Raw genomic sequence first — 25,199 nt, 5'->3', positions numbered from 1 at the left:
AGCTGCGGAAAAATGCGAGACTCCAGTGGGAAAGGAACAGTCTGAAGACCCCGCAGGGCGCTTTTCCCGAGGAGGCTGAAGCGTTCCCCACGGAAAGCGAGTATTTTTCCGCAGCGCTGGACTACCACTCAATCAGAAAAGGATGGGAGGAAGTCACTTTAAAGTTATGTCGCATTATATGGGTATTGTGAATGTTCCAATCCTTTGAAAAAGAGGTTTAATTATTTTTGAAAAAAGGTATTTGGATAATAGTGTTAAATTACGTAAACTGGGTTCCCATCTATGAGGGATGTCTTTTATAATAGAAATAAATACATACTTGTGGGAGTTTGATGAAAAATGGGGAAATTGCAGCAAAAGTTGTTGGCAGGTGCAACGGCACTTTTTCTTGGTACCGTGATATTGGCGACTACAGTCGAAGCTGATGAAGATGCCAAAGAAGCAAATAGACATCATGAAAGCAAAAAGACATTGGAAACCTATGAATTACCAGAACGGATGGTTAGGTTCACGTATGATTCAGGACTCGATTTTGAATACCCGGATGCTGTCAGAGGGATTTATGTAACCGGTAACTCTGCCGGAGGAGAACGGTTCGACAAGTTGATTAACCTGGTAAATTCAACGGATTTAAATGCGATGGTCATCGATGTGAAAGAAGATCACGGAAATGTAACTTTTCAATTGGATGAAGGATCTCCTTATTATGACATAGGGACCAACTTCGTGAAAGATCCAAGAGCGGTCCTTGAGCGCCTTGAAGAGGAAGGGATTTATCCAATTGCCAGAATCGTAGTCTTTAAGGATTCCGTCTTGGCAAAAGAGCGCCCAGACCTCTCGTTCACCCAAAATGGCGAGGTTTGGACAAATGGAAAAGGGGAAGCATTTGTGAGCCCTTTTCAAAAAGAAGTTTGGGACTATAATATCGGATTGGCCAAGAAGGCTGCAGAGTTAGGATTTCAGGAAATACAGTTTGATTATGTCCGTTTTCCGGAAGGATTTGAAAACAGGGACGATGAGCTGGAATACGATCAGGGAGAGTATGCAGACGATGACACGAACGAAGTGAAAAAACGTGTACAGGCTGTTACAGACTTCGTTGCACACGCTAAGGAAGAACTATCCAGTTATGATGTCGATGTCTCAGTAGATATTTTCGGCTATGCAGCAACTATCCCGGAAACGCCTGGTATCGGTCAAAACTTTTCGAAAATATCTTCGAATGTTGATGTGATTTCTTCCATGATTTATCCGAGTCATTGGACTTCTTACTTTGGTATAGACAAACCGGATGAAGAGCCATATCGGTTGGTGACAGAGTATGCTAAAGTCGAAAATGAAGTACTTGGCGAGCTTGATAATCCCCCAGTGTCCAGACCTTGGATTCAGGACTTTGAAGCACCTTGGCTTTATAGCGGAGCGACGAAACAGTATGGAGTAAGTGAAGTTGAAGATCAAATACGGGCTCTAAATGAGAATGGAATCGAAGAATTTCTCATTTGGAATGCCGGCAACAGCTATACAGAAGGAGTGGACTACACTCCATTAAACTGATTTTATACCCTTGCTGGTGTCACCGGTAAGGGTTTAGTTTTTCGGTGAGTAAGCATGAAAGAAACGGGTAAATCTAAAGGAAGGGTTTAACAAATGGATAAAACTTCGTTATAATATTAATGACTACAAACACAAGGAGTAGATCAATGAACTGGTATGAAAAGCTGAATAAGTATTTTCCAGTAGAAGAGATGAAATCGAGAGAACACATGGAAATGCTCTTGAAAGAAAAAGGAGATGTCTACTACAAAGATGAAGGTCCCCATCATGTCTTAATGTACGCAGAGTTTCCGACTTTTATCTTTATAGATTATGTGTATGTTTCCGCAGCATCTCGCGGGCAAGGACTTGGAGGGAAATTGCTCGATAAATTGAAGGCAAAGAACAAGCCGATTATATTGGAAGTAGAGCCTGTTGATTATGAAGATACAGACTCTGAAAAACGCTTAAGATTTTACCAGCGTCAAGGGTTTGTCCATGCTCAATCAATTGGTTATAATCGGAGAAGCCTGGCAACGAACGAAGAAAACCCAATGGAAATTTTGTATTGGACACCTAATGATGAAGATGAGCAAGCGATATATGAAAAAATGAAGAAAATGTATGAAGATATACACACGTACAAGGATGAAGAATTATACGGCAAGTCCTACCAGCCTGTTGATGAAGTGCTGACATATGATAATCAACGAAATTCAGAGGATATTTTTGATTTCCTGAAAGAATCAGAAAAAGTATAACCATCTTGATATATGGGGATATCCTTTCCTGACGGGTATCCCGAAATAAGTCGTTTTATACCTGAAAAAAAGAAAAAAAGTAAAGGAAAAAAGGTTTAATATACTGTGAGCGAGGGTACTTTAAATATAAATTTACCATTTCATGACTTCCCATAATTACAGCCGTAAATTAATTTAGTTAAAATATTCACAAAACCTACCCTCTGCTTGACAAGTATAGTATACTATACATAGAAGAGTTATTTAAACTAATTTTAATTTAATATATTCTTCAAAGAATCATGAAATGACGATAAATAATCTGCACATTGAGGAGTGAAGTTTCAATGGTAACACTTTATACCTCACCAAGTTGTACATCTTGCCGAAAAGCAAAAGCATGGTTAGAAGAACATGACATACCTTTCACAGAAAGAAATATTTTTTCTGAGTCTTTAACCTTGGATGAGATCAAAGAAATCTTAAGAATGACAGAAGACGGTACAGATGAAATCATTTCTACCCGTTCGAAAGTTTTTCAAAAACTGGATATGAATCTCGACCAGCTTCCATTAAAGGATCTCTTTAATCTAATTCAAGAGAATCCTGGGCTTTTACGCAGGCCTATCATCATAGATGAAAAACGTTTACAAGTTGGTTATAACGAAGACGAAATCCGCAGGTTCTTGCCTAGAACGGTACGTACATTCCAACTACGTGAAGCACAACGAATGGTTAACTAATTAAAAAGGTTATAAAGCGCAGGTCTTTTTAAAGGATCTGCGCTTTTTTTACACTAAATTGCCGTTTTATTGTTTTGCTGTATCGTGCCCAAAAGTAAAATAGGTAAGTATTTCTAGGGTTTATATAGGCTTTTATATTTTCAAAATCCTTTGTTTTATCATAAAATAAGGATAAGTACTCGATGTTAATAAACAAGGGTTGAGACCTTTTTCAATCGGGTAAGTAATTACTGAGAATCAATAAATAGGTGAAGTCTTTCTCTTCCACCTAATTATCGAATAGAAGGGAGAGAGAATGAATGGAAATAGAAAGAATCAATGAGAACACGGTAAAGTTTTATATTTCCTATATGGACATCGAAGACAGAGGATTCGATCGCGAAGAAATTTGGTATAACCGTGAACGAAGTGAGCAGTTATTCTGGCAAGTAATGGACGAAGTTAATTATAAAGAAGACGATTTTCATATAGACGGCCCTCTCTGGATTCAAGTTCAAGCCCTTGATAAGGGATTGGAAATTGTGGTTACAAAAGCACAGCTTTCGAAGGACGGACAGAACCTTGAATTACCTACTGAAAGCGGAAAAACGATTGACATGCCAATTGATGAAAAGATTGAATCAATGTTAGACGATAAGTTTGGTTCGGAAGAGGAATCTGAAAATATGGAAGAAGCAGTTAATCATATGGAGAACTTGTCCTTTATCGTTCAATTTAAGGATTTTGAAGATGTCATCCAACTTAGTCACTATTTTCCAGAAACCGAAGGCGTAAATGATCAATTATATCATTTTGAAGACAAATATCTTTTGTTCATGGAATTTGACGAAAACTTCATGAGTGATGATGACCAGGAGGATATTCTTAGCCAGCTGTTGGAATTTGGCCAGGAGTCCAATCTAACCATCTACCGCGTCCAAGAATATGGAAAAGTGATTTTTCAAGAAAACGCCCTTTCACAAATCAAAGAATACTTTCCAGAAAAATAAGAAAAGCATTCGCTGAGACGGATGCTTTTTTTATTTTGAAAAAGAGTATGCCGGATTTCTCTATAAACAAGGAAGGAATCTTGAAGTAATTGCTCGAATTAAAAGCAATTATAATGAAAGGCGGTAAATGGTATGCTGAGTGCTTACAATCAAAATGGCCAACTCATAAATTTTATCGGGTTGACCAAGCCGGAGATTAACATGCGTAAACAAGGACAGAAGTATTTTTGTCCGATATGTGAAGAAACCCTCATTCTGAAGGCAGGGAGGAAGAATATTCCCCATTTTTCTCACTTGCCTAACAGTGACTGCCCTTTTCAGCATGATGGGGAAGGAGAGTATCATGAGCAAGGTAAGCTGGACTTGTTCCAATGGCTGAGAAATCAGGGTGTGCAGGCAGAACTGGAAAAGTACCTTCCATTGATCAAACAACGACCGGATATACTCTTTTCTATAGGCAATAAAACCATTGCTATTGAATATCAGTGTGCAAAGCTATCGATGGATGACTACCTTAAACGAAATGAAGGTTACATACAGACCGGAATCACTCCGATTTGGATATTAGGCAGCAACCGGATGAAGCGCAAAAAAACAGGCATGTTATATTCTGGAACGCAGGAACGCGCTTTTATCCACCGATTTTCCTCTACTTTCCCCCTCACATTATATTTCTACTGTCCCAATACTAAGATTCTTTCCGTTTACCAACATATTCAAGTTGTAGGAAGAAACCGGCTGCTCGGTCAATGGGTTCATAGGCCACTCAGCAGGACTTCTTTCAAATCCATGTTCCAGGAGCACGCCCCAAACAATCAATTTTTACAGCAATGGAAAAAGGAGAAACACTTGTTTCGTACAAAACCACCTACCCTTTACCAAAGCCGCGAAGAAAAGACTTGGCGCAATTGGCTTTACATTAAACATACCCATAACAGTCTCCTGCCTGGGATTATTTATCTGCCTGTTTCAGGTCAATACAGGATGAAGTCCGTTCCTTGGATTTGGCAGAGTAGACTATGTCTTGATTTTCTTCATTCTCTTCCCCCATTCAAAGCAACCTCCCTTTCAGTTCTCTTTGAGAAAATGGACAATCATTTCATCACTGATGCAAGTTTCCCGCTAATCACAGCGCCTCCTGACCCTCTGAAAGAGTATCTTCAACTTCTCGAATATTTAGGTTTCGTTACATTTGTGTCTAATACAGAATTTATGCGCATAAACCCGATTAATTTTCCAGAAAATGTGGAAGAAGGACTAAGGGAAGATGATCTCATCATCAAGAAGTTAGAAAAATATCCCTTTTCTTCAGGCGTTGTTTCGCATGATTCTTAAGCAAAAACGATATAATATAAGAAATGTGGAAAAGTTGATGCTGTTTGACAGGAGTAATAGACACTTTTACAGAATTTGTTTAGGTATGTGAAGAAAATTTAAAGGAGGAATTTTTTTGGCCCAGCAACTACCGAAACGAGAAGAAGTACCTTTAGAAAAAACATGGAGACTAGAAGACATTTTTGTTATAGATGAGGAATGGGAGAAAGAATTCGAAGCTGTAAAAAGCAAACTGCCTGAATTTAAGGCATATCAAGGGAAAATCAGCGAGTCTGCAGAAAATCTGTATGAAATTCTGAAGCTTCAGGATGCTGTCTCTGAACGTCTCGGAAAGTTATATACATATGCACATATGAGATATGACCAGGACACGACAAATTCCCTTTATCAGGCATTGAACTCGAAAGCGGAAAACCTGCTTACACAGGCTTCGAGCGCGATGAGTTTCATTGTTCCGGAAATTTTATCTCTAGATGAAAACCAGTTGAAAGCTTTTGTCGAGGAAAATGAAAACTTAAAACAATATGAACATACAATCAATGAGATAAACAGACAACGTCCACACGTGCTGAGCGAGAAAGAAGAAGAACTGCTAGCCGAGGCTTCTGAGGTGACAGACAATGCCTCCCAGACTTTTGGAATGTTGAACAATGCCGATTTAACCTTTCCGCATATAAAAGACGAAGAAGGAAACGAAGTAGAATTGACACACGGCCGTTATATAAATTTCCTGGAGTCGGACGATCAACGTGTCCGTCATGATGCCTTCAAAGCTATGTATGATACTTTTGGCGGCTTCAAAAATACTTTCTCATCCACTTTGTCTGGTGCCGTGAAAAAAAACAACTTCTATGCGAAAGTAAGAAAGTATGATTCGGCACGACAGGCTGCCCTGGATAACAACAATATACCAGAGGAAGTGTATGATAATTTGGTCGATGCGGTAAATCAGCGCCTGCATCTGCTTCATCGTTACGTATCTCTGCGCAAACGGGTACTTAAATTGGAAGATCTTCATATGTATGATTTATATACACCGCTGGTGAAAGATGTGGAAATGAAAATTCCTTATGAAGAAGCACAGGAGCATGTGCTGAAAGGTTTAGCACCATTGGGAGACGAGTACATCAACATCATTAAAGAAGGGTACAAGGACCGTTGGATCGATGTGGAAGAAAACAAGGGTAAAAGAAGCGGGGCATACTCTTCAGGAGCTTATGGCACCAACCCTTACATTTTGTTGAATTGGCAAAATAACTTGAACAATTTGTTTACACTTGCTCATGAACTGGGACACTCTCTGCATAGTTACTACTCAAGAGAGAATCAGCCATTCCGTTATGGCAATTACTCTATTTTCGTGGCAGAGGTTGCTTCTACATGTAATGAAGCCCTTTTAAATGATTACATGATTGACAACACGGAAGATGAGAAGAAGAAGCTGTTCCTGCTGAATCATTTCCTGGAAGGATTCCGAGGGACGGTATTCCGTCAAACAATGTTTGCTGAGTTTGAGCATGACATCCATGTGCATGCACAGCAAGGAGAAGCGCTGACTGCTGATAAATTGACTCAACTTTACTATGATTTAAATAAAAAATACTTTGGTGATGGTTTGACGATAGATGAGGAAATAGGACTGGAGTGGGCTCGCATTCCTCATTTTTATTACAATTATTATGTTTATCAGTATGCGACCGGATATTCCGCTGCAACTGCCCTTGCTTCTCAAATCCAGAAGGAAGGTCAACCTGCTGTCGATCGATATCTTGAATTCCTGAAATCCGGAAGCAGTGATTATCCTATTGAAGTATTGAAAAAAGCGGGAGTCGATATGACATCCAAACAACCAATATTATCAGCTCTTGATGTCTTTGAGGAAAAGCTCGGAGAAATGGAACGTTTGCTTGCAGAAGTGGAATAATGAAGTTAAAAGACTGAAAGAGCGGTCTGGCTATAAGCCGGCCGCCCTTTCAGTTTTTTCGTGGAAAACCTCTGAAAGTTTTCCTGTAGGTCAAAGAGAACAGGGTGAAATATATGGAAAAAAACAGTAGGGGAAGGGTTATTAAAATAGGAATTAAGCGCATAAACCCTAATATATTCAGAAAAAATGCTATCACTGTCAGGAAAAGAAAAAATGCGAAATAAAACCTTTGCATGTGGTTATCACTCCTAACTATGTATGAAGGTGTTTGCTATATTATATGTCATATGACTATTTCATAGAAGTTTGACAGTTTTGTGAAACCATGAGCTTTTCTATTGTTTGCCGTTTAAAATCTTGTTATATTTGTCTTGTGAGATAATTAACAAACAAACAACCCCTTTGTTTGACTTAACTTTCTCCCATCCCCCTTTGTCTGATAAAAGACGAAAAGGCTATGTCACCCGGACATAGCCTTTTTTTGTTATTTGATAAAAAAGACAGCAGAGTTTCTTTTACAACTCCTATCCCATGATTCACAATATAGATAAACTGCGACATAACTCAGTGTGACTTCCTATCATCCTTTCAGATTGAGTTGGTAGCCCAACGCTGCGGAAAAATACTCGCTTTCCGTGGGGAACGCTTCAGCTTCCTCGGTGCAAAAAACGCCCCTGCGGGATCTTCAGACTGTTCCTTTCCCACTGGAGTCTCGCATTTTTCCGCAGCTTAAGATAGTTATCTGATCAAGTAAGAAGTGGTCCTAGAATATGTCTAAATTGAGGTATTCCTAATCAAAATTCAGAAATCCCTAACAGCGGAGGCAGAATACGCAGACTCCTCGAAAATACAAACCAATTTTCTTCGTGCGAAGCGATGCTGTCGGAGCTTTCCTTGTCCTATGGGAACAGCGAAAGGTCTTCGATGGGGCGAGTAATCGCAGTCCCGTGTGTCCGAAGACCCCGCGTGATGGGTTTGCGTCTTCCAGTTAAGCTTCGTAGCAAATTCCTCGACCCATGGTTTTCGGTGGGACGAGTAATCGCAGTCCCAAAGGGAGTAAGGAAGCTTATTCAAGTAGTTCCCTGGCTGAGGCCGTGCCCATGGAAAGCGAAGTGTTCTGCTGCAGCTAAGCCATACCACTCATTTTAATCAGAACGATAGGAAGTCTCCCTAGAAGGAGTTTTCACTATGTCACAGTTTCCCTCAAGTATGAAACCTCTATGTTTTATCATTAGCTTGAAAGAAGTTTTGTATAAAAAAATCCCCTCGTGTAAACAAGGGGATTGTTTAATGACTTTCTACATGACGGTAAAAGGTGCCGTATTTTACGGGAACTTTTTCGACCATTCGCTTTAATTGAAGTTTTTTCATTTCTTTTTCTGTTTTATCCGGTTTCCAATCATATACGACAGATATCTCCTTATTGCCAACAAAACTATAATAGGCAATGAAGTCCTCGAGAGGAGGCTTTTGTGCTGGCGGTGGGTCCATTTGCAGCATTTGTTTCAGGATCTTCACATAAATCTCATAAGGATAAAGACCAGAAACCTTCAAACCGCCTTCTTCCTCCGACTGATTGAAAAATACCATTGTCGGAATATATTCGACGTCCATCTCTTGTGTCAGCTTCAAATCGCATTGCAGTGCTTTTTTTGCGGTGTTCGAATACAAATCCTGCTGGAATTCATCCATGTCCAGATTGATATCCTTCGCACATTCCATAAGCACTTCCTCTTTCGATACATCCTTTTTATTCAAAAATAAACTTTCTTGCACCTTTCGTAAAAAAGACCGGCCGGCTTTTTTGCCTTGCAGTTCGGCTGCTTTTATGGCAATTGATGCCAACCAGGGAAGACTTATCGGGTTTTCCAACCACAAATCACCATCACAGCTCATTCCAGTGCGATTTGCGGTTTTTTCCCAAATATCTTTTAATTTCTTGGGCTTATCAAATTTATCTTTATTCAAAACCGTCAATTGTCCGCTTAAAATAGGACGGATAGTGAAAAATCTCCCATATTCAATGGACAACTTCTTTAAATAAGGTTCTAATGACCAACATTCCGGACATAAAGGATCGACGAAGACATAAATTTCTACCGGTTTTTTCAGTAAATCAAAAAAGCCATACTGTGCCGTGTTATTTGACTTCTCGTTGTTAGATGGCCCAGATGGTTTCCAGCTCACATCGATTCTCCTTTCTCATCCTCAGGTGTATTCATCATATGTTCAGCTGTCATTGTAAGTCGTTCGAAAATAGCGCTTCTATATGGTTCTTCTACAGCTGCTTCTTCTAAAGCAGCGTCCATGCACGATAGCCAGGCATCTTTGCGAGAAGGGGTAATCGGAAATGGCAAGTGTCTTCTTCTCAGCATAGGGTGCCCATGTTCTTCTGAATATAATGCAGGACCACCAAACAGTTGTGTCAGGAACTGCTGTTGTTTTCTAGCCGTTTCCGTCAAATCTTCCGGGAAAATCGGTATTAACTCAGGATGGTTTGCCACCCTGCTATAAAAGGCGTTTACAAGTTTTTCTATCGTAGGTCGTCCACCAATAGCTTCATAGATGGTCCCGTGATTGTTCATATATATTCCTCTCCACTTCAAGAAAGTTGTTCAAGTAAAGATTTGTTATTTATTTTAACAACTGCTTAATTATTTGGGCAACTTATCTGTTTTGGATAGAGGAATAGAACCTTTTAATCTTATTTGGTGTGTCCTTTTTAGTGATTTGGTGTTCCTCTAACAGTTGATGAAATACTTTTTCACCTGTTTCTTTATCCTGAGCTTCTATCTCGAGTTCATAATCGACCTGTCCATTGTACATGCTGTGGTCGAGGACAACGATTGTACGCTTATATTCTGCTTCGATTCGCTTCGTTTGTAACGTACCGCCATATTCTAGCTCTGCAAAGTCGATTCCGAGCTGGTTCAATTGTTTGGCAACAAGTGGTTTCGGGATAATATCTCCGTTGACCCATGATTTTGCCTCTTCCTCGGTCAATGTGTCGTGCGTTTCAAGAAGGCCTTCTTCATGTGGTTCTTTCAGCGTTAATTGCCATTGATTGTTTTTTTCGCGTATTCTAAGGGCGGCACCGTGTTTTTTTAAGTCGAAATTCTTGGTTTCAAAATAATGATTTGTGTGTACATAGGCAGGAACTTCCTGCAGGTCAAGGGCATTTTTCAGTCGAAGATATTCTTGTTCTGTAAGTAAATTTTTAAATTCTATTTCGATTTCTTGTGCCAACTTGTTTCCCCCAATCTAAAATAGGCCTTTAGATTTATTATGGTGGAAATATAGACGATAATGCAAAAGTTAACTATTGAAGCCACACCAAGCAGCTTCACATTGCCCGCCAGACCAACGTTTTCACTAATAGGAAAAAATTTGCCAAGAGTGCTTATCTGTAAAATAACAATGGGAAAATTTATGATACAATTGTAATGTGTTTAGATAGATACTAATTTAACATCTAGTTGTCCGAAGGTGGTGCATTGTGTGAACTGGGAGGCTTTTCTCGCTCCATATGTGCAAGTAGTAGAAGAATTGAAAGTCAAGTTGAAAGGGATGAGGGCGCAATATGAATTTGAATCGCGTCATTCCCCGATTGAATTTATTACTGGAAGGGTAAAGCCAGTACCAAGCATCTTGGAAAAAGCCCATAGAAAGAACACCCCGCTGGACCAGATAGAAGGAGAAATCCAGGACATTGCCGGTGTCAGGGTGGTTTGCCAGTTTGTCGACGATATCCGTACGGTAATCGACATGCTTAGAAACAGAAAAGATTTTTCCATCATCGAAGAAAAAGATTATATAACCAGACAGAAGGATAGCGGGTACAGATCGTATCATGTCATAATCAAATATCCGGTTGAAACGGTACATGGAGAAAAGAAAGTGCTCGCCGAAATACAAATCCGCACATTGGCAATGAATTTTTGGGCGACCAATGAACATTCCTTGAATTATAAATACGATGGACAAATTCCTTCGAACATAAAATCAAGATTGAAAAGAGCTGCAGAGGCTGCATTTAAATTAGATGAGGAAATGTCCCTGATTAAAGACGAGGTCCAGGAAGCGCAGCGTATATTCCATAAAAATAAAAGCACACACTAGTTAGGAGGACATTTTTAACATGAAATTCTCGATCACTTCCAAAGGAGACCAAAAGTCAGATGAATTGAAAGCTATGATCAAACAGTATTTGACCGACTTTGAACTAACCTACGATGAAGAGGAGCCTGATTTGTCCATTTCGGTAGGCGGGGATGGCACTTTTCTAGAAGCATTCCATACATATATCCACCGTCTTGATAAAACTGCATTTATCGGAATTCATACAGGACATTTAGGTTTTTATGCTGACTGGGTTCCGGAAGAAGTGGAAAAGTTGATAATTGAGATTGCGAAAAACCCTTTTCAGGTTGTCGAATATCCGCTTCTGGAAGTGACTATCTGTCCGAAATCCGGAGGGGATGTCGACCGTTATCTTGCCCTTAACGAGTGTGCGATCAAGACTGCAGAAGGTTCGGTTGTTTTCGATTTGGAAATAAAAGGGGAACACTTTGAGACATTTCGAGGAGATGGACTGTGTATATCAACCCCGTCTGGAAGTACGGCTTATAATAAAGCACTTGGCGGCGGAATCATCCACCCTTCGCTGGAGTCGATTCAAATCACAGAAATGGCGTCCATCAACAACCGGGTGTTTCGTACAATAGGCTCTCCGCTCATACTGCCTAAACACCATGCTTGTGATCTTCGTCCTATCTATGACAAGAGCTTTCTCATAACGATTGATCACATAACGAAGACTTATACAAATGTCGACAGGATTGAATGCAAGGTGGCTGAAGAGAAAATACGGTTTGCCAGGTTCCGTCCGTTTCCTTTTTGGAAAAGAGTACGCGATTCCTTCGTGTCGGATGAAGAATAAAGCCTGACGAGAGACTTGATGAAAAGGTGAAAAACGTGAAATGGAAGATTGCACCCGAACATGATGACATGCTCATCAAAGAGTTTTTACAAAATCAGGGATTTTCCCGTCGGATTCTTAAAGCTGTTAAATTCGAAGGGGGCAGAATCAGTTTGAATGGGAAAGACGTAACAGTCAGGCAGCATCTTAAAACAGATGACGAGCTCGAAGTCATTTTCCCACCTGAACAAAGAGGGGACCGAATGGAAGCGGAAGAATTGGACTTGGACATCGTTTATGAAGATGAGGATGTCCTCGTTTTAAACAAACGTGCAGGGATTGCAACCATTCCATCAAGAAATCATCCGAAGGGCACTATTGCCAATGGCCTTTTAGCCCATTATGAACGCAAGGATCTCGATTATACGGTCCATATCGTCACAAGGCTTGATAAGGATACTTCTGGCCTCCTTTTGGTTGCCAAACATCGATTTAGTCATTCTGCTTTGTCCTTCGCTCAAAAACAGGGCAAAATCAATCGCCGTTATACGGCTGGAATTGAAGGGACCCTGGCAATGAAATGTGGAACGATCGATGCACCAATCGGAAGGAAGTCAGATTCGCTTATTGAAAGGGAAGTAAGGGCTGATGGCCAGTACGCAGTCACCCATTATCAAGTACGTAAAGAGTTTCAGGATCGTACGAGTGTCGAAGTGCGGTTAGAGACGGGCAGAACCCATCAAATCCGTGTACATTTCGCTCATCTTGGCCACCCGCTTCTTGGGGACACATTGTATGGCGGCACGACGAAATATATCAATCGACAGGCACTTCACTGCCATTCTTTAGAATTCAACCATCCCGCAACCAAAGAGCGGATGCACTTTACCGCAAAAGCTCCAGAAGATTTTGAGGGGCTATTGTAAAAGGGGGAAGGTGCGATTCATAAAAACCATAGACTGCGACATAACCTTTTCTGGCTTCCTTCCATTCTTTTCGAATTGAGTAGTAGTCCAGCGCTGGAAAAATATTTGCTTTCCGTGGGGCATCAAAAAATTACAGAAACCATCAAGAAAAGCGGGAAGGAGCTTGTCCTTCCCGCTTTTTCTCTGGATGCATCTGATTGTCCGCAAATTATTCCCCTTCAAAGTAACGGAATTTCTCCTCCACAAAAGGCTGTTTCGAAGGCACAGAGACTGTTTCTTCTTCTGGCAGCCGGAATGCGGTTAGCTTGTTGCCGAACACACATCCTGTGTCGATATTGATTGTCTTGTTGACGATTCTTGGTTCTTTTACAGGTGTATGGCCGTAAACAATCCATTTATCTCCGGAATAATGCTGTGCCCAGTCTCTGCGGACTGGTCTTCCGTCTTCATAGGATTCTCCGGTGATATCGCCATATAATACAAAGGTTTTTACTTTTTTCCCCGATTTTCCGATCAAATCCTCACTTATCCCGGCATGTGCCACGACGGCATTCGCTTCGGGGAGCTGAAGATACAGTGGAGCTTGTTCATATAATGCGACAAAATGATGGTTGACTTGTTTTTGTTGCTTTGCATTTAAAGCTTTGTATTCAGCAACAGTAGTTTCCAATCCATGCGTTTCTTTGACGGGATTTCCCAGGAAATATCGATAAAGTTTGTTGCAATGATTGCCCGGTACATATTTTGCTGTCTGTTTCGCAACAACCATCTCGTACACGAGTTTGATCACCGCTATGGAATCAGGACCTCGATCGGTCAAGTCACCGACAAAAACCGGCATTCTGCCACCAGGGTGAACCGGAATACCATCGTCCCATTGATAGCCGAGTTCATTAAATAGTGTTTTCAATTCGGTGAGACAACCATGTATATCACCTATTACATCAATTTTCATTGTCTGCCTCCAATCCGAAGAATTAAAACAGGGTGGAATCTATTGAATAGCATTTCCACCCTGAAGGTTAATCAAACATATATTGTTTTGTCCGTGATCTGATGTTCAATGCAATCCCGATGGCAATCAGATAGGTCAATGTTGAACTGCCCCCGTAACTTAAGAACGGGAGTGGTAGCCCTGTAATCGGAAGCAACTGAATGGACATACCGATGTTTTGGAAAATCTGAAATGCGAACATCCCGATCAGTCCGCTGATCACGTAGCTTCCAAATGGATCGTTGCTTTGCAATGCGATATAGATTAAACGGTAAATAAGTAGGAAAAAGAGCGTTACAACAAGACTGGCACCTACAAATCCGAATTGCTCAGCAATTACGGTGAAAATCATGTCTGTATGCCGTTCGGGGACGTCGATTTCGAAATCCATCAACCCTTTACCGGCTAACTGACCGGATCCAATCGCCAGCATGGCACGTTTCAGCTGGAAGCCTGAGTCCACATATTTTTCAGGTTGGAGCCAACCATAAAAACGGCTTTCCACGTGACGGAATACGGATTCTTCCAAAGTGGTTCCTACGGTGTCGGGGAACATAATCGAGAGCCCAATAGCGGCACCAAGCAAGAAGATACCGACAAATGCTACAAAAGTAAGCACTCTCCACCGGATGCCGGATATCAACACCATAAAAAAGACAATCGCACTTAGGACTAGAAAACCGCCCAAGTCCGGCTGGACGGCGACAAGGCCCATCGGTGGAAGGGAGATAGCAGCTATTTTAAACAAAAGCCAAATATCTGTCTTGTTAGTTCTAATTGTATATTTTTCATTATGGTTCACCATTATATGGGCCAAGATAATAATCAGAAACAATTTGAAAAATTCAGCAGGCTGAATCGTGCCGATTCCAGGCAAAATGAACCAGCTCGTCGCATTATTTGCCGTATGGATGATCGGTCCCGGGAATCGAAAAAACAGCATTAACAAGGTAATCATGCCGAAGCCGAACAAATACCAGGCGATATGACGCAAGCGGTCATAGTCAAAGAGCATTATGCCACCGATCAGTATACCGCCGCCAATGTACCAAAAAACCTGTCTGATAAACCAATTGGTTTCCTGGACATTGGCTGGTAGATAAGGTTGGATGCTGTACAATGCAAAGCAGCTGACAATACCGAGCAGCAGAACAATGAAGATAAGGGTATAATCTATATTTGAATGCGGGTTTTTTGAATTCATACGTTTCCCTTTCTTTCCATTAATACTTATATTTATGGTGACACAAAAAAACAGTACAAACAAATAAGTATCTGAAAGAACTATTTTCTTATAAAATAATGGTTAAATAAACGGTCAATTATCAATCGGTTTGATCGAAAAGAAGCCATACATAAAATAGTGTACATCAAATTGCACTTTTTTTTAAGCATTGTGATATTTTCTTTTCATAAATGTGACAGAAAAGTTCACTGTTAATTCGTTGACAAATAACTGGGTTGTGCTTACGATAATATTTTCGAGGCGATAAGGAGGTAATGCTACATGGAACAGCGATTGGACGAACACGAAAGAGAGGAATATTGGGAAAAAGTACAAGATGCTTTGTTTAATGCACAAATCGACCAATTTCGTGCTGAGTTTCTGGAATTGCATCCATATGATCAAGCGAAAATATTTGAAACGCAACCAGAAGAAGTTCGTAAACAAATATACACTTACCTGTCGCCTGAGGAAATTGCTGAAGTAATGGAAAATATCGATATAGATGATGTAGAGCTGTTCTTTTCCGAGATGTCCTCCGACTTTGCAGCCAAAGTTCTTGCTGAAATGGCGACAGATGATGCAGTGGATATTATGAATGAATTGGATAAGAACAAGGTTGCAAGCTTTCTTACTATCATGGAGAAGGAATCTGCGGAAGAAATAAAAGAGTTACTTCACTATGAAGAAAAAACAGCTGGAAGTATTATGACGACAGAATTTGTCGTATTGAATGCCAACCAAACCATCAAAGAGGCAATGAGACACCTCCGGAAAGAAGCACCAGATGCCGAAACAATTTATTATACGTATGTTATTGACAATGATAAGCGGTTGGTCGGTGTTCTTTCTCTTAGGGATTTAATTATTGCCGAGGGAGACTGGCTTGTTTCGGATGTTATGAGTGAGCGTGTTGTTTCCGTACAGGTTGGCGAAGACCAGGAGGACGTAGCCCAAATGGTTCGTGATTATGACTTCCTGGCCCTTCCTGTGTTGGACTTTCAAAACCACCTCCTCGGAATCATCACGGTTGATGACATCATGGATGTTATGGAAGAGGAGGCAAGTGATGACTACTCCAAACTTGCTGGTATTTCCGATGTAGACGGTCCGGATGATAATGTCCTGAATTCAGCCAAGAAGAGACTTCCGTGGTTGGTCATTTTGTTGTTTTTGGGTATGTTGACGGCAAGTTTAATCGGCCGGTTTGAAGAGACGTTGGACAAAGTAGCAATTTTAGCGGTTTTCATTCCGTTGATTGCCGGCATGGCGGGTAATACAGGGACACAAGCGTTGGCTGTAGCTGTCAGAGGGATTGCAACAGGCGAGTTTGAAAAACAAGGAAAGCTGAAAACGATTTTGAGAGAAGCAGGGACCGGCCTGATTATCGGGATATGCTGCGGAGTGCTGACCACCCTTGTCGTATATGTATGGCAAGGTGACATTTTTCTAGGGCTGCTAGTAGGGATTTCGATTATGGCAACTCTGTTTGTAGCTACTATTGCCGGTTCTCTTGTCCCGATTATTATGCACAAGTTGAATATTGATCCAGCTGTTGCTTCGGGCCCATTTATCACAACCATAAATGACATTATTTCCATATTGATTTACTTTGGCATGGCTACGGCTTTTATGAACTTACTATTACATTAAGTATTAAAGGAGGTTAGGTAAATGGAGCACGGAGAATCAGTTACCTCACTTGTTATTGTTATATTGGCAGCATTTATTACACCGATATTGATGCACCGCTTTCGTCTGAAAGCAATACCGGTGGTCGTTGCCGAAATTATCATCGGCTTGATTATCGGCCAAAGCGGGTTCAACTTGGTAGAAGAGAGCTCATGGCTTGAGATACTTTCCACCCTTGGATTTATCTTTCTGATGTTTCTAAGCGGTCTTGAAATAGATTTCTCCATTTTTGCAAAAAGGAAGAAGAGAAAAAACAATAATGGCAGTGGAACGCCTAATGCGGTCGTACTTTCCACCCTTGTATTCCTTGCCATTCTTGCTTTGTCGCTAATCCTGTCATATCTGTTCGTTTTAGCTGGATTTATCGACAACGTCTTTTTGATGACCCTGATTATTTCGACAATATCCCTCGGAGTAGTGGTACCTACATTAAAAGAGGCGCAGGCTATGCAGACAATGGTCGGACAGACGATTTTATTGATTGCTGTTATTGCTGACCTTGTCACGATGATTCTTTTGGCCGTTTTCGTATCTTTATACGGAGAAGGGTCTGGAAACATGTGGTTGTTATTGATCTTGTTTGGGGCAGGTATTGTTTTGTACTTTGTCGGCAAAAGGTACCGGAACCAGACTTTCCTTGAAACCATGTCAAAAGGTACAATCCAGATTGGTACAAGGGCTGTTTTCACCTTGATAATTTTCCTCGTCGCGTTATCAGAAACAGTCGGAGCAGAGAATATACTTGGTGCATTCCTTGCCGGTGCTTTGGTTTCCCTGCTTTCGCCCAATCCTGATCTAGTCCAAAAACTCGACAGCTTTGGCTATGGATTTCTTATTCCGATTTTCTTCGTGATGGTCGGTGTAGAGATTGACTTATGGTCCCTGTTCAGTGATCCAATGGTTCTGGCATTGATTCCGTTGTTATTGATTGCCTTGCTTGCATCAAAACTGCTTCCTGTTCTGTTGTTGAAAAAGTGGTATGACTGGCAGACCGTTATAAGTGCCGGAATGATTTTGACATCCACTCTTTCTTTGGTGATCGCTGCCGCCACTATCGGAGAGCGGATGGGAGTCATAGACAAACAAATGGAGGGTGCATTGATTCTTGTTGCTGTATTGACCTGTATCATCACGCCTCCGTTCTTCAAGAAATATTATGTTCGGAAGGAAGAGGAAGAGCACAAGCAGGTGGTCTCTTTCATTGGCTCTAACCAGTTTACACTCCCGGTCGTAAGAGAGCTTGATTCGAAATTGTTCGAAATCAATATGTACCATACGAAATTGGACAAGGTTGATGAGAAGCTTAACCGTTCTATCTTTGATATCACACAGCTGGAAGACTATAATATTGAACGATTGGAAAATATCGAAGTATTTGATGTGGACATTTTGGTAGTGTCGACCGGAGATGAAGCGAAAAATGCTGAAATATCTGCTTATGCCAAGGAAAAAGGCGTCGACAGGGTAATTGCCAGAGTTGAAACCCCAGGTCTCGATAAAGAGTTGAAAGACAAGGGGATTGAAGTTTTCTCTGTACTACTTTCCACCAAGACGTTGTTAAAAGCTTTGATTACAGCGCCTAGTGTCGTCGATATTTTCACAGACCAGGAAAGTGCCTTATATGAAATCAACATGAACAACCCTGAATATAATGAAATTATGCTGCGGGAATTCCCGTTTACTGGGGATGTCATCATGGTCCGTATTTTCCGCGGAAAAGATTCCATCGTTCCTCATGGGGATACCGAGTTACGTCTTGGTGACCGCCTGATCGTCACGGGCAGCCATGAGTATGTGGAAGAATTGCAAGGTGTACTTGAGTTCGGATAAATTTTAAAAACTCCTGTCCTGGATATGGACAGGAGTTTTTCTCTTTTGGGTCGAAGATAATAAGGATGCGAACCAAATAAAGGAGGATCAGTTATGAAAAAGATTATTCCGCATATAACGGTAGAAAATTGCCGGGAGGCCTTGGATTTTTATAAGCAGATTTTCGGTGGGGAAATTAAAAACGCGCAGCTTGCTGACGGGATAGATATGTTTAAAGGCCATGAAGGAAAATATATACATGCAGAACTGCACATCGATGAAGCAAACGTACTTTACCTGGTAGACGACTTTCATAAAGAATTGGTAAAAGGGAACAATATAGTGCTAAGCCTCGATTTGGAAAACGAACAGGAAATCGTGCGGGTTTATAATGAACTTGCCAGCAATGGAACAATAACTATGGAACTTCAGGATACATTTTGGAATGCAAAGTATGGCAAGGTTAAAGATAAATATGCCATTGAATGGGAACTGAATGTTTCAAAGTAAATAAGTATAGCTAATCATTGAGTTTCTTGATTGATTCGGCTAGAATAGCATCAGGTACTAATAACTAGTAATAATAATCTATACCTCAAGGAGGAAGATTCATGAAATTTTCATTAGAAGGTCGTACATATGTGGTAATGGGTGTAGCAAATAAGCGCAGCATTGCATGGGGAATTGCCAGATCACTGCATGAAGCAGGGGCCAGGTTGATTTTTACTTATGCAAATGAGCGTTTTGAAAAACCAGTCAGGGATCTGGTTGCTTCACTGGAAGGGCAGGATGCATTGTTCTACGAATGTGACGTAACGAATGATGAAGCTGTCAACGAAACATTCAAACAAATAGGTGATGATGTAGGGACGATTCACGGACTTGCCCACTGTATTGCATTTGCCGACAGAGAAGACTTAAAAGGAGAATTCGTTGACACAAGCCGTGACGGTTTTTTGCTTTCACAAAACATCAGTGCATACTCCTTGGTAGCTGTTGCAAGGGCAGCCAGGCCGTATCTTGCTGAGAATAGCAGTATTGTGACAATGACCTACCTTGGCGGTGAACGAGTAGTTCAAAACTACAATGTTATGGGTGTTGCCAAGGCAAGTCTTGATGCAAGTGTAAAATACCTTGCCAATGATCTCGGAAAGAATGGTATCCGCGTAAATGCCATATCTGCAGGTCCGATTCGTACCCTGTCCGCTAAAGGAATTGGCGATTTCAATTCAGTCCTTAAACAAATTGAAGAGAAAGCGCCTTTGCGTCGGACTGTAACACAAGAAGAAGTAGGCGACACGGCTTACTATTTAATGAGTGACTTGTCCCGGGGAGTTACTGGAGAAACAATCCATGTTGACTCAGGTTTCAGCATTTTGGGACTGTAAAAGGATGGAAAGAGCCTTATCGAAAGATTTGGCTCTATTTTTTTTTATCCTGGATCTACACGAAGACCTGGTTGTATTTAGTGCCGAATAGAAGGCAAAAAAACTTCACTGGGTGAAGTTTCGTGTTATGTACACAACGTCCTGGAAAAGGACGTTATGTGTTTAATTGATGATTAAAAAATAGAAACTGCTGGCAGACAAGTTACTGCACAGAAGCACTTAAGGTCGACAGTGATACAGATTCCTGTACGGGAAAGGTCTTCAACGGATTCATGGTCAAGCTGTTTGCACGGGCTGTCTTTTTTGTGATGATGTTCTGATCCATTGTCATCAAAGTCGAGCAATTCTAGAACTGCACAGCAATCGTCATCGTCGCTTACTTCAGTAACCCGGAAGATGAAGCTTTCTGTACACTCGAATTTCGGCTCGCCGTTATGCAGTTCAACATCTACTCCGAATCCTTTGAATGGCTTTAAATCTTTGCCGTATAGGATAACTGGAACAGTGTCCAGGCTAGATCTGCCTACTGGTGACAACAAGTTGTTGATGGATCTTGCACAACTGATATCGCAAGTGTTGTCGAAGACGTCATCTTGTGCGTCAGCAATAGCACGAAGGACATCGCAGACACAGTGTTCTCCAGAGAAAGTTTCTCCTAGTACCTCATCGTGTTTTTTCCCCATAGAGATATGCACTCCTTTATTAGAATAGTGATTACATTAATAAAGTATGAAAATGTTTCGATTTGGTATGGGTATCTGTCCATGTTATTCGAAGAGAATTAATTTCTTCTCCAATCTTTAACAGGCTTTGATGCATTGATTGAAGGCAGTTTTTTTCAGGAGACTAATAAGTTCACTTGTATATTATGTAGTAAAAATAGGACTTTGCATGCTCCTGCCTAAGATGGCTTAATGGCCTCATTTTCCACTCATAATAAAAAACTAGGCACATAACCACCCCGCCTTCATATAATGAGAAGAAAAGGTTGGAAAGGGGAGAGGTAAGTCATGAAAAAGAGAAGAAAATACAGCAGAGAGCCGATGATGTACATTACCCAGCCCAAGCTGGCTGCACCAGCTGTTACGATGCAAGCCCATTACAGGTCGTTCAAGAAAAGAACGAATAAACCAGATAATCATAAAGAACCGGAAGAAAACGTAGAGGAAACACAATCACACCCTCGAAGTAAACAAAAAAAATTCAAGGATATGACCATCGAAGAAAAGGTCTTGTATTTTGTGAGATTGCCGAAACAAGTACCGAAAATGAAGTGTGAAATTTTTACTGAAGAAAAATCATACATGGGTTTAATTACAGGTTATAACGATCATAAAGTAGTAATTAAGACTGCACGTTCTCCTCGCCAAGTGGAATTGGATATAAAAGATATAAAAGAAATAAATTTATTAGGTTTTTAAAGTTTGAGTGGCAGGTTACTGCCTCTTTTTTTATATTCAGTAGAGGATTCCGCATATACCTTATTAACGGGCGGGTGTCCTATACCCAAATGGAGACATCCGCATAGACTAATAGCGATAAAGTTTTCAATTATAAGGGAGTGAATATCAGAATGTCAGAGAAGAAAAAAGTGATATATGTGAAGGACCTTGTGATCAAAGCGGATAATGTTCACATCGAACCACAGCACAACCGCCGTCCTGCAGTGGATCCTTTTTTTGGTCACCGCCGGGTAGAAGAGGAAATGGAAGACCGAAAAGATGATCATGTGGAAGACATTGAAGATGTAGAGGACGACCACGATCATAAAGATAAACAAGATGATGATGAGAGACGTCCATTTTCCTGGATATAATCAAAAGCTGTTTTCTGTAGAATAGTATTGTCTTACAGTAACCATAAACTGCGACATAATTTGGTGTGGCTTCCTATCATCCTTTTCGGATTGAGTGGTGAGCCGACGCTGCGGAAAAATACTCCCTTTCCGTGGGGAACGCTTCAGTCTCCTCGCCGGAAGACAGACCGGCTGTGGGGTCTTCAGACTGTTCCTTTCCCACTGGAGTCTCGCGTTTTTCCTCAGCTTGGTATAGTTTTTCTGAATAGGTGAGAAATGTTCCTGAAAGGTGTCTTACATGGTTCTCCCTAACAAGAATGGAGATAAACCTTATGTAGCGAGAGAGGCAGAACAAGTTGACTCTTGCGATTACAGTACTTCCTGGTTCTGGAATCCAGAATTTTGAAAAGACATCCATTCATTTACACCGCAGAAAATTAACCTTTACTTTTCAAGGAGTGTCGCATTATTTCTTCGCTTTGGATAGGGCTTCTAATCAAGTAGGAAGTGGTCCTAAATTTGTTTAACATGGAATATTCCCTAACCAAAATTCAGAAAAAATCTAACAGCGAAAGCAGAACACACAGACTCCTATGGGAACAGCGAAAGGTCTTCGATGGGGCGAGTAATCGCAGCCCCACGTGTCCGAAGACCCCGCAAGAAACGTACTTTGCTGATGAGGAGGCTGAGGCCGTGCCCATGGAAAGCGAAGTGTTCTGCCGCAGCGAAGTCATACCACTCATTTTTAATCAGAACGAGAGGAAGTCTCCCTAGAAGGAATTGTCACTAGTTCGCAGTTTCTCTCAAATCTGAAAAACAATGAGGAGGTCGGTGTGCGGGGGATATCCCGTATCACTGTGAAATGAAAAAGGCCTGGTAAATGGAGACAGTTTTGCTGCTGTCTCTTTTTTATCGTTGAGATAAGGGGGGGATATCTATTGGATGATGGGAATGAATTTCCGTTAAAGAAACATTTGCGTGCAATTGATAAACATCTGGATCTAAATGAAAAGTGGCTGCAGCACCCAGAAAAGAAAATGAAAAAATTGGAGAAAGATGTTGGTAACTTCAGCAAAGAAATGGAAGAAGGAATCAACCAATTGGAAAAAACGATGGCAGAGTTTGAAAAGCTGCTAAAAGAGGATTAAAGGCCCACATACTTTTGCAAAAACAGGGTATAGAAGGATATATCAAGAAAAATTTGGAGGGGGACCAATGGGATATATTTTGCCGATACCACTCTACCAATATCAAGATTATCACGAGCGTGTAACCGGGAAGAAACCGAATCCTTTTTTTATCGAAAGACCTTACAAAGCCAATCTCAATATAAAGCATAAAGAAATTGAAACGAGCCAGGATCAGTGTGAAAAGCAAACAGGCTGTAAAAAGCCAAACCATTCAGCCGCCTTGTTTGTACCTTCCATGCATAAGTCAAAAGTAGCAGAAAAAATATATGCCGAAGTTACAGGAAAAGGCCGCCATTTCAGCGAATCAATATAGAAAACAGTTGAAAGAAGGAGAAATGGCGATGGATTTTCAAACGCTGAACAATGGGACCTGTTTTTGTTTTCATGGTCCAGTTAACATCGGCTATGTTCTAAACAAAGACAATGGAATGCTAATTGATGCCGGTATTGACGCCGGAACAATGAAGAAAGTGCTAAAGGAACTGGAAAAACGCGACCTGCCAATCACGCACCTTCTGATTACCCATGCTCATTCAGACCACTATGGAGGTGCGGCTTATTTACAAAGCAAACATCAGGTGTGGACGATAGCTCCCGCTTTAGAAGAAGCGATTTTGAGAAATCCGATTCTGGAACCTTTATACCTATTCGGGGGTAATGATCCATTATCAGAGCTCCGCAACAAGTTTTTGGAAGGGGAACCCATCAAAGTGGATGAGGTGATAAGTGAAGGAGAATGGAAGTTTGACGAATTATCATTCTACGCTTACAGTCTTCCGGGGCATAGTTATAACCAACTCGGCATCCTCGTAGATCATGTTTTATTTGCAACAGATAGTTATTTCAGCACTGAGCAGTTGCATAAGCATGGAATTCCCTACTTGACAGATGCAGCGGCAGCGATTGCAAGTTTACATAAATTAAAGGGTATTCCTTGTGACGGAGCGATTCCGGGACATGGAGAATTTGAAACGGACTTCCTTACCACTATAGAAGAGAACATCCGATATCATGAGCATTTAATGGACTGGCTGGCAGAGAGAGTTTCCCGGACATCAGCGGGAATCAGCCATGAAACCATTATTGCGGAAATGTGCGAGGCCTTTCAGGTGAAAACGCCCCGCCTTTCGCAGTGGTTGCTGTATCGAACGGCTGTGACGGCCTATCTGACCGGTCTTTTACGCCAAGATCGAATCATTAGCAGTATCGAAGGATACCGCTGGATATTTAAATCCAAAAGTTAGTAACCGTGGATATGCAGCTTTTCGCCTTGCTTCCATTCTGCATAAAAAACATCTTTAGGCGAGGCGACATTTTGCTGCTTTAATTGATTATGTAACCATTGTTCGTCTAACTGCTTTTCCTTCAAGTTATCCCAAAGAATCTCCCCATCTGTGATAACGGTGACAGGAAGTGTCGGTACGTTTGATTCCAAGTTCAAATCAGATCTTGTCAGATTCTGTGAATCTGACTTTTTCAATACCGATATTCCACCATCTGTCTCCAAAATAGCGTATGCAACCTCACTTACAGAAAAGGCTCCTTTATCCCTTAGCAAATGCTGAAGCTGATTGATATCGAGTTTGTTTTTTTTCATTTGTTCTCTTTGCAGTTTACCGTCTTTAATGACAATTGCCGGCATCCCTTCCAGTAGTCCCCGGGTTCGTTTGAACTTCTGGGTGATGATTTCTGTTGTATAAAGAAGGACTCCCCAAACGGCCACAGCGAAAGCAATCTCTTTTATACCCGATTTATCATCAAATAGGGCATTGCCGACCAATTCACCCAGAATGACAGCGGAAATAAAGTCAAAAGCTGTGAGCTGGGTGATTTGTGATTTTCCCAGTACTTTGGTAAGAACAAATAATGCTAAAAAACCAAATATCGTCTCGACAAAAATGGACGGAAAGTGTCCCATAAGTTTGCACCACCCTGGAGGAGCTGTTTCCTTTTTATCGTTGCCAGGGAGCAGGATTTTCATACAAACGAAAAAAGCCC

At 41.0% G+C, this 25,199-nt stretch carries 26 protein-coding genes; 18 read left to right on the top strand and 8 right to left on the bottom strand.

All coding sequences use genetic code 11. The features are described from left to right. Positions 1–339 precede the first annotated feature (339 nt). The 6 genes from CZ434_RS10270 (at position 340) to pepF (ending at position 7,264) form a co-directional block, all read left to right on the top strand. Positions 340–1,554 (top strand): putative glycoside hydrolase, encoded by a 1,215-nt coding sequence (locus tag CZ434_RS10270; RefSeq protein ID WP_077623054.1) that lies wholly within the window; start codon positions 340–342, stop codon positions 1,552–1,554. 146 nt (positions 1,555–1,700) lie between these two features. Next, positions 1,701–2,294, top strand: coding sequence for a GNAT family N-acetyltransferase (locus CZ434_RS10265; RefSeq protein ID WP_077623053.1), 594 nt, complete (start codon positions 1,701–1,703; stop codon positions 2,292–2,294). 326 nt (positions 2,295–2,620) lie between these two features. Next, positions 2,621–3,016, top strand: coding sequence for a transcriptional regulator SpxA (spxA, locus tag CZ434_RS10260; RefSeq protein ID WP_077623052.1), 396 nt, complete (start codon positions 2,621–2,623; stop codon positions 3,014–3,016). A gap of 299 nt (positions 3,017–3,315) precedes the next feature. Then, positions 3,316–4,005, top strand: a complete 690-nt coding sequence (gene mecA / locus CZ434_RS10255; RefSeq protein ID WP_077623051.1) for an adaptor protein MecA — start codon at positions 3,316–3,318, stop codon at positions 4,003–4,005. A gap of 132 nt (positions 4,006–4,137) precedes the next feature. Then, positions 4,138–5,340, top strand: coding sequence for a competence protein CoiA (locus tag CZ434_RS10250; RefSeq protein WP_077623050.1), 1,203 nt, complete (start codon positions 4,138–4,140; stop codon positions 5,338–5,340). Between the two features lie 115 nt (positions 5,341–5,455). Beyond that, the gene (gene pepF, locus CZ434_RS10245) at positions 5,456–7,264 is read left to right on the top strand and encodes an oligoendopeptidase F (protein ID WP_077623049.1); all 1,809 of its coding nucleotides are present in this window, start codon (positions 5,456–5,458) and stop codon (positions 7,262–7,264) included. 1,287 nt (positions 7,265–8,551) lie between these two features. On the opposite strand, the gene CZ434_RS10235 is transcribed toward pepF, so the two are convergent. The 3 genes from CZ434_RS10235 to CZ434_RS10225 all read right to left on the bottom strand — a co-directional run bounded on the left by CZ434_RS10235 (position 8,552) and on the right by CZ434_RS10225 (position 10,510). Then, on the bottom strand, positions 8,552–9,451 hold the full coding sequence (locus tag CZ434_RS10235) for a ClpXP adapter SpxH family protein (RefSeq protein WP_077623047.1): 900 nt from the start codon (positions 9,449–9,451) through the stop codon (positions 8,552–8,554). Continuing rightward, positions 9,448–9,849 carry a globin domain-containing protein gene (locus CZ434_RS10230; RefSeq protein ID WP_077623046.1) on the bottom strand — a complete coding sequence of 134 codons (402 nt, stop codon included), beginning with the start codon at positions 9,847–9,849 and terminating at the stop codon, positions 9,448–9,450. The genes CZ434_RS10235 and CZ434_RS10230 overlap by 4 nt, the downstream gene beginning before the upstream one ends. 82 nt (positions 9,850–9,931) lie before the next feature. Next, positions 9,932–10,510 (bottom strand): CYTH domain-containing protein, encoded by a 579-nt coding sequence (locus tag CZ434_RS10225; protein WP_077623045.1) that lies wholly within the window; start codon positions 10,508–10,510, stop codon positions 9,932–9,934. Between the two features lie 252 nt (positions 10,511–10,762). On the opposite strand from CZ434_RS10225, the gene yjbM reads away from it, so the two are divergent. From yjbM to CZ434_RS10210, 3 genes are read left to right on the top strand one after another with little or no spacing between them, the layout of a single operon-like run. Next, positions 10,763–11,383, top strand: a complete 621-nt coding sequence (gene yjbM, locus CZ434_RS10220; RefSeq protein ID WP_077623044.1) for a GTP diphosphokinase — start codon at positions 10,763–10,765, stop codon at positions 11,381–11,383. Positions 11,384–11,402: 19 nt separating this feature from the next. Next, positions 11,403–12,203, top strand: coding sequence for an NAD kinase (locus tag CZ434_RS10215; protein WP_077623043.1), 801 nt, complete (start codon positions 11,403–11,405; stop codon positions 12,201–12,203). A gap of 26 nt (positions 12,204–12,229) precedes the next feature. Next, a complete protein-coding gene (locus CZ434_RS10210) occupies positions 12,230–13,108 on the top strand; it encodes an RluA family pseudouridine synthase (RefSeq protein WP_425442033.1) in 879 nt (292 codons plus the stop codon). Positions 13,109–13,316: 208 nt separating this feature from the next. Here the strand turns inward: CZ434_RS10210 and prpE are convergent, their stop codons facing one another. After that, positions 13,317–14,063 carry a bis(5'-nucleosyl)-tetraphosphatase PrpE gene (gene prpE, locus CZ434_RS10200; protein ID WP_077623041.1) on the bottom strand — a complete coding sequence of 249 codons (747 nt, stop codon included), beginning with the start codon at positions 14,061–14,063 and terminating at the stop codon, positions 13,317–13,319. 67 nt (positions 14,064–14,130) lie between these two features. Continuing rightward, entirely contained in the window at positions 14,131–15,306 is a 1,176-nt protein-coding gene (locus CZ434_RS10195; RefSeq protein ID WP_077623040.1) for an FtsW/RodA/SpoVE family cell cycle protein, read from the bottom strand. Between the two features lie 303 nt (positions 15,307–15,609). On the opposite strand from CZ434_RS10195, the gene mgtE reads away from it, so the two are divergent. From mgtE to fabI, 4 genes are all read left to right on the top strand, one after another. Beyond that, complete coding sequence (mgtE, locus tag CZ434_RS10190; RefSeq protein ID WP_077623039.1) at positions 15,610–16,980, top strand: magnesium transporter; 1,371 nt, start codon at positions 15,610–15,612, stop codon at positions 16,978–16,980. A 21-nt stretch (positions 16,981–17,001) separates the two neighbouring features. After that, complete coding sequence (locus CZ434_RS10185) at positions 17,002–18,849, top strand: monovalent cation:proton antiporter family protein (protein WP_077623038.1); 1,848 nt, start codon at positions 17,002–17,004, stop codon at positions 18,847–18,849. A 93-nt stretch (positions 18,850–18,942) separates the two neighbouring features. Further along, the gene (locus CZ434_RS10180; RefSeq protein ID WP_077623037.1) at positions 18,943–19,338 is read left to right on the top strand and encodes a VOC family protein; all 396 of its coding nucleotides are present in this window, start codon (positions 18,943–18,945) and stop codon (positions 19,336–19,338) included. 101 nt (positions 19,339–19,439) lie between these two features. Continuing rightward, on the top strand, positions 19,440–20,216 hold the full coding sequence (fabI, locus tag CZ434_RS10175) for an enoyl-ACP reductase FabI (RefSeq protein ID WP_077623036.1): 777 nt from the start codon (positions 19,440–19,442) through the stop codon (positions 20,214–20,216). Positions 20,217–20,389: 173 nt separating this feature from the next. Here fabI and CZ434_RS10170 read toward each other — a convergent pair whose 3' ends face one another. Continuing rightward, entirely contained in the window at positions 20,390–20,899 is a 510-nt protein-coding gene (locus CZ434_RS10170) for a CotY/CotZ family spore coat protein (protein ID WP_077623035.1), read from the bottom strand. A 327-nt stretch (positions 20,900–21,226) separates the two neighbouring features. On the opposite strand from CZ434_RS10170, the gene CZ434_RS10165 reads away from it, so the two are divergent. Further along, positions 21,227–21,637, top strand: coding sequence for a CotO family spore coat protein (locus tag CZ434_RS10165; protein ID WP_077623034.1), 411 nt, complete (start codon positions 21,227–21,229; stop codon positions 21,635–21,637). A gap of 152 nt (positions 21,638–21,789) precedes the next feature. Continuing rightward, positions 21,790–22,032 (top strand): hypothetical protein, encoded by a 243-nt coding sequence (locus CZ434_RS10160; protein ID WP_077623033.1) that lies wholly within the window; start codon positions 21,790–21,792, stop codon positions 22,030–22,032. Between the two features lie 76 nt (positions 22,033–22,108). On the opposite strand, the gene CZ434_RS10155 is transcribed toward CZ434_RS10160, so the two are convergent. Continuing rightward, positions 22,109–22,429, bottom strand: a complete 321-nt coding sequence (locus CZ434_RS10155) for a hypothetical protein (protein WP_077623032.1) — start codon at positions 22,427–22,429, stop codon at positions 22,109–22,111. A 520-nt stretch (positions 22,430–22,949) separates the two neighbouring features. Between CZ434_RS10155 and CZ434_RS10145 the strand changes: the two genes are divergently transcribed. From CZ434_RS10145 to CZ434_RS10135, 3 genes are all read left to right on the top strand, one after another. Next, the gene (locus CZ434_RS10145) at positions 22,950–23,159 is read left to right on the top strand and encodes a hypothetical protein (RefSeq protein ID WP_077623030.1); all 210 of its coding nucleotides are present in this window, start codon (positions 22,950–22,952) and stop codon (positions 23,157–23,159) included. 67 nt (positions 23,160–23,226) lie between these two features. Further along, positions 23,227–23,514: a hypothetical protein gene (locus tag CZ434_RS10140; RefSeq protein ID WP_077623029.1), complete on the top strand. Its 288-nt coding sequence runs from the start codon at positions 23,227–23,229 to the stop codon at positions 23,512–23,514. Continuing rightward, positions 23,468–24,445, top strand: a complete 978-nt coding sequence (locus CZ434_RS10135; protein WP_245830963.1) for an MBL fold metallo-hydrolase — start codon at positions 23,468–23,470, stop codon at positions 24,443–24,445. The genes CZ434_RS10140 and CZ434_RS10135 overlap by 47 nt, the downstream gene beginning before the upstream one ends. On the opposite strand, the gene CZ434_RS10130 is transcribed toward CZ434_RS10135, so the two are convergent. Continuing rightward, a complete protein-coding gene (locus CZ434_RS10130; protein ID WP_077623027.1) occupies positions 24,442–25,119 on the bottom strand; it encodes a DUF421 domain-containing protein in 678 nt (225 codons plus the stop codon). The genes CZ434_RS10135 and CZ434_RS10130 overlap by 4 nt on opposite strands. Positions 25,120–25,199 lie beyond the last annotated feature (80 nt).

This window comes from Sediminibacillus massiliensis, assembly GCF_900156915.1.
In the GTDB taxonomy this organism is placed as follows: domain Bacteria; phylum Bacillota; class Bacilli; order Bacillales; family Amphibacillaceae; genus Sediminibacillus_A; species Sediminibacillus_A massiliensis.
This window is presented reverse-complemented; position numbering and strand designations above follow the sequence as displayed.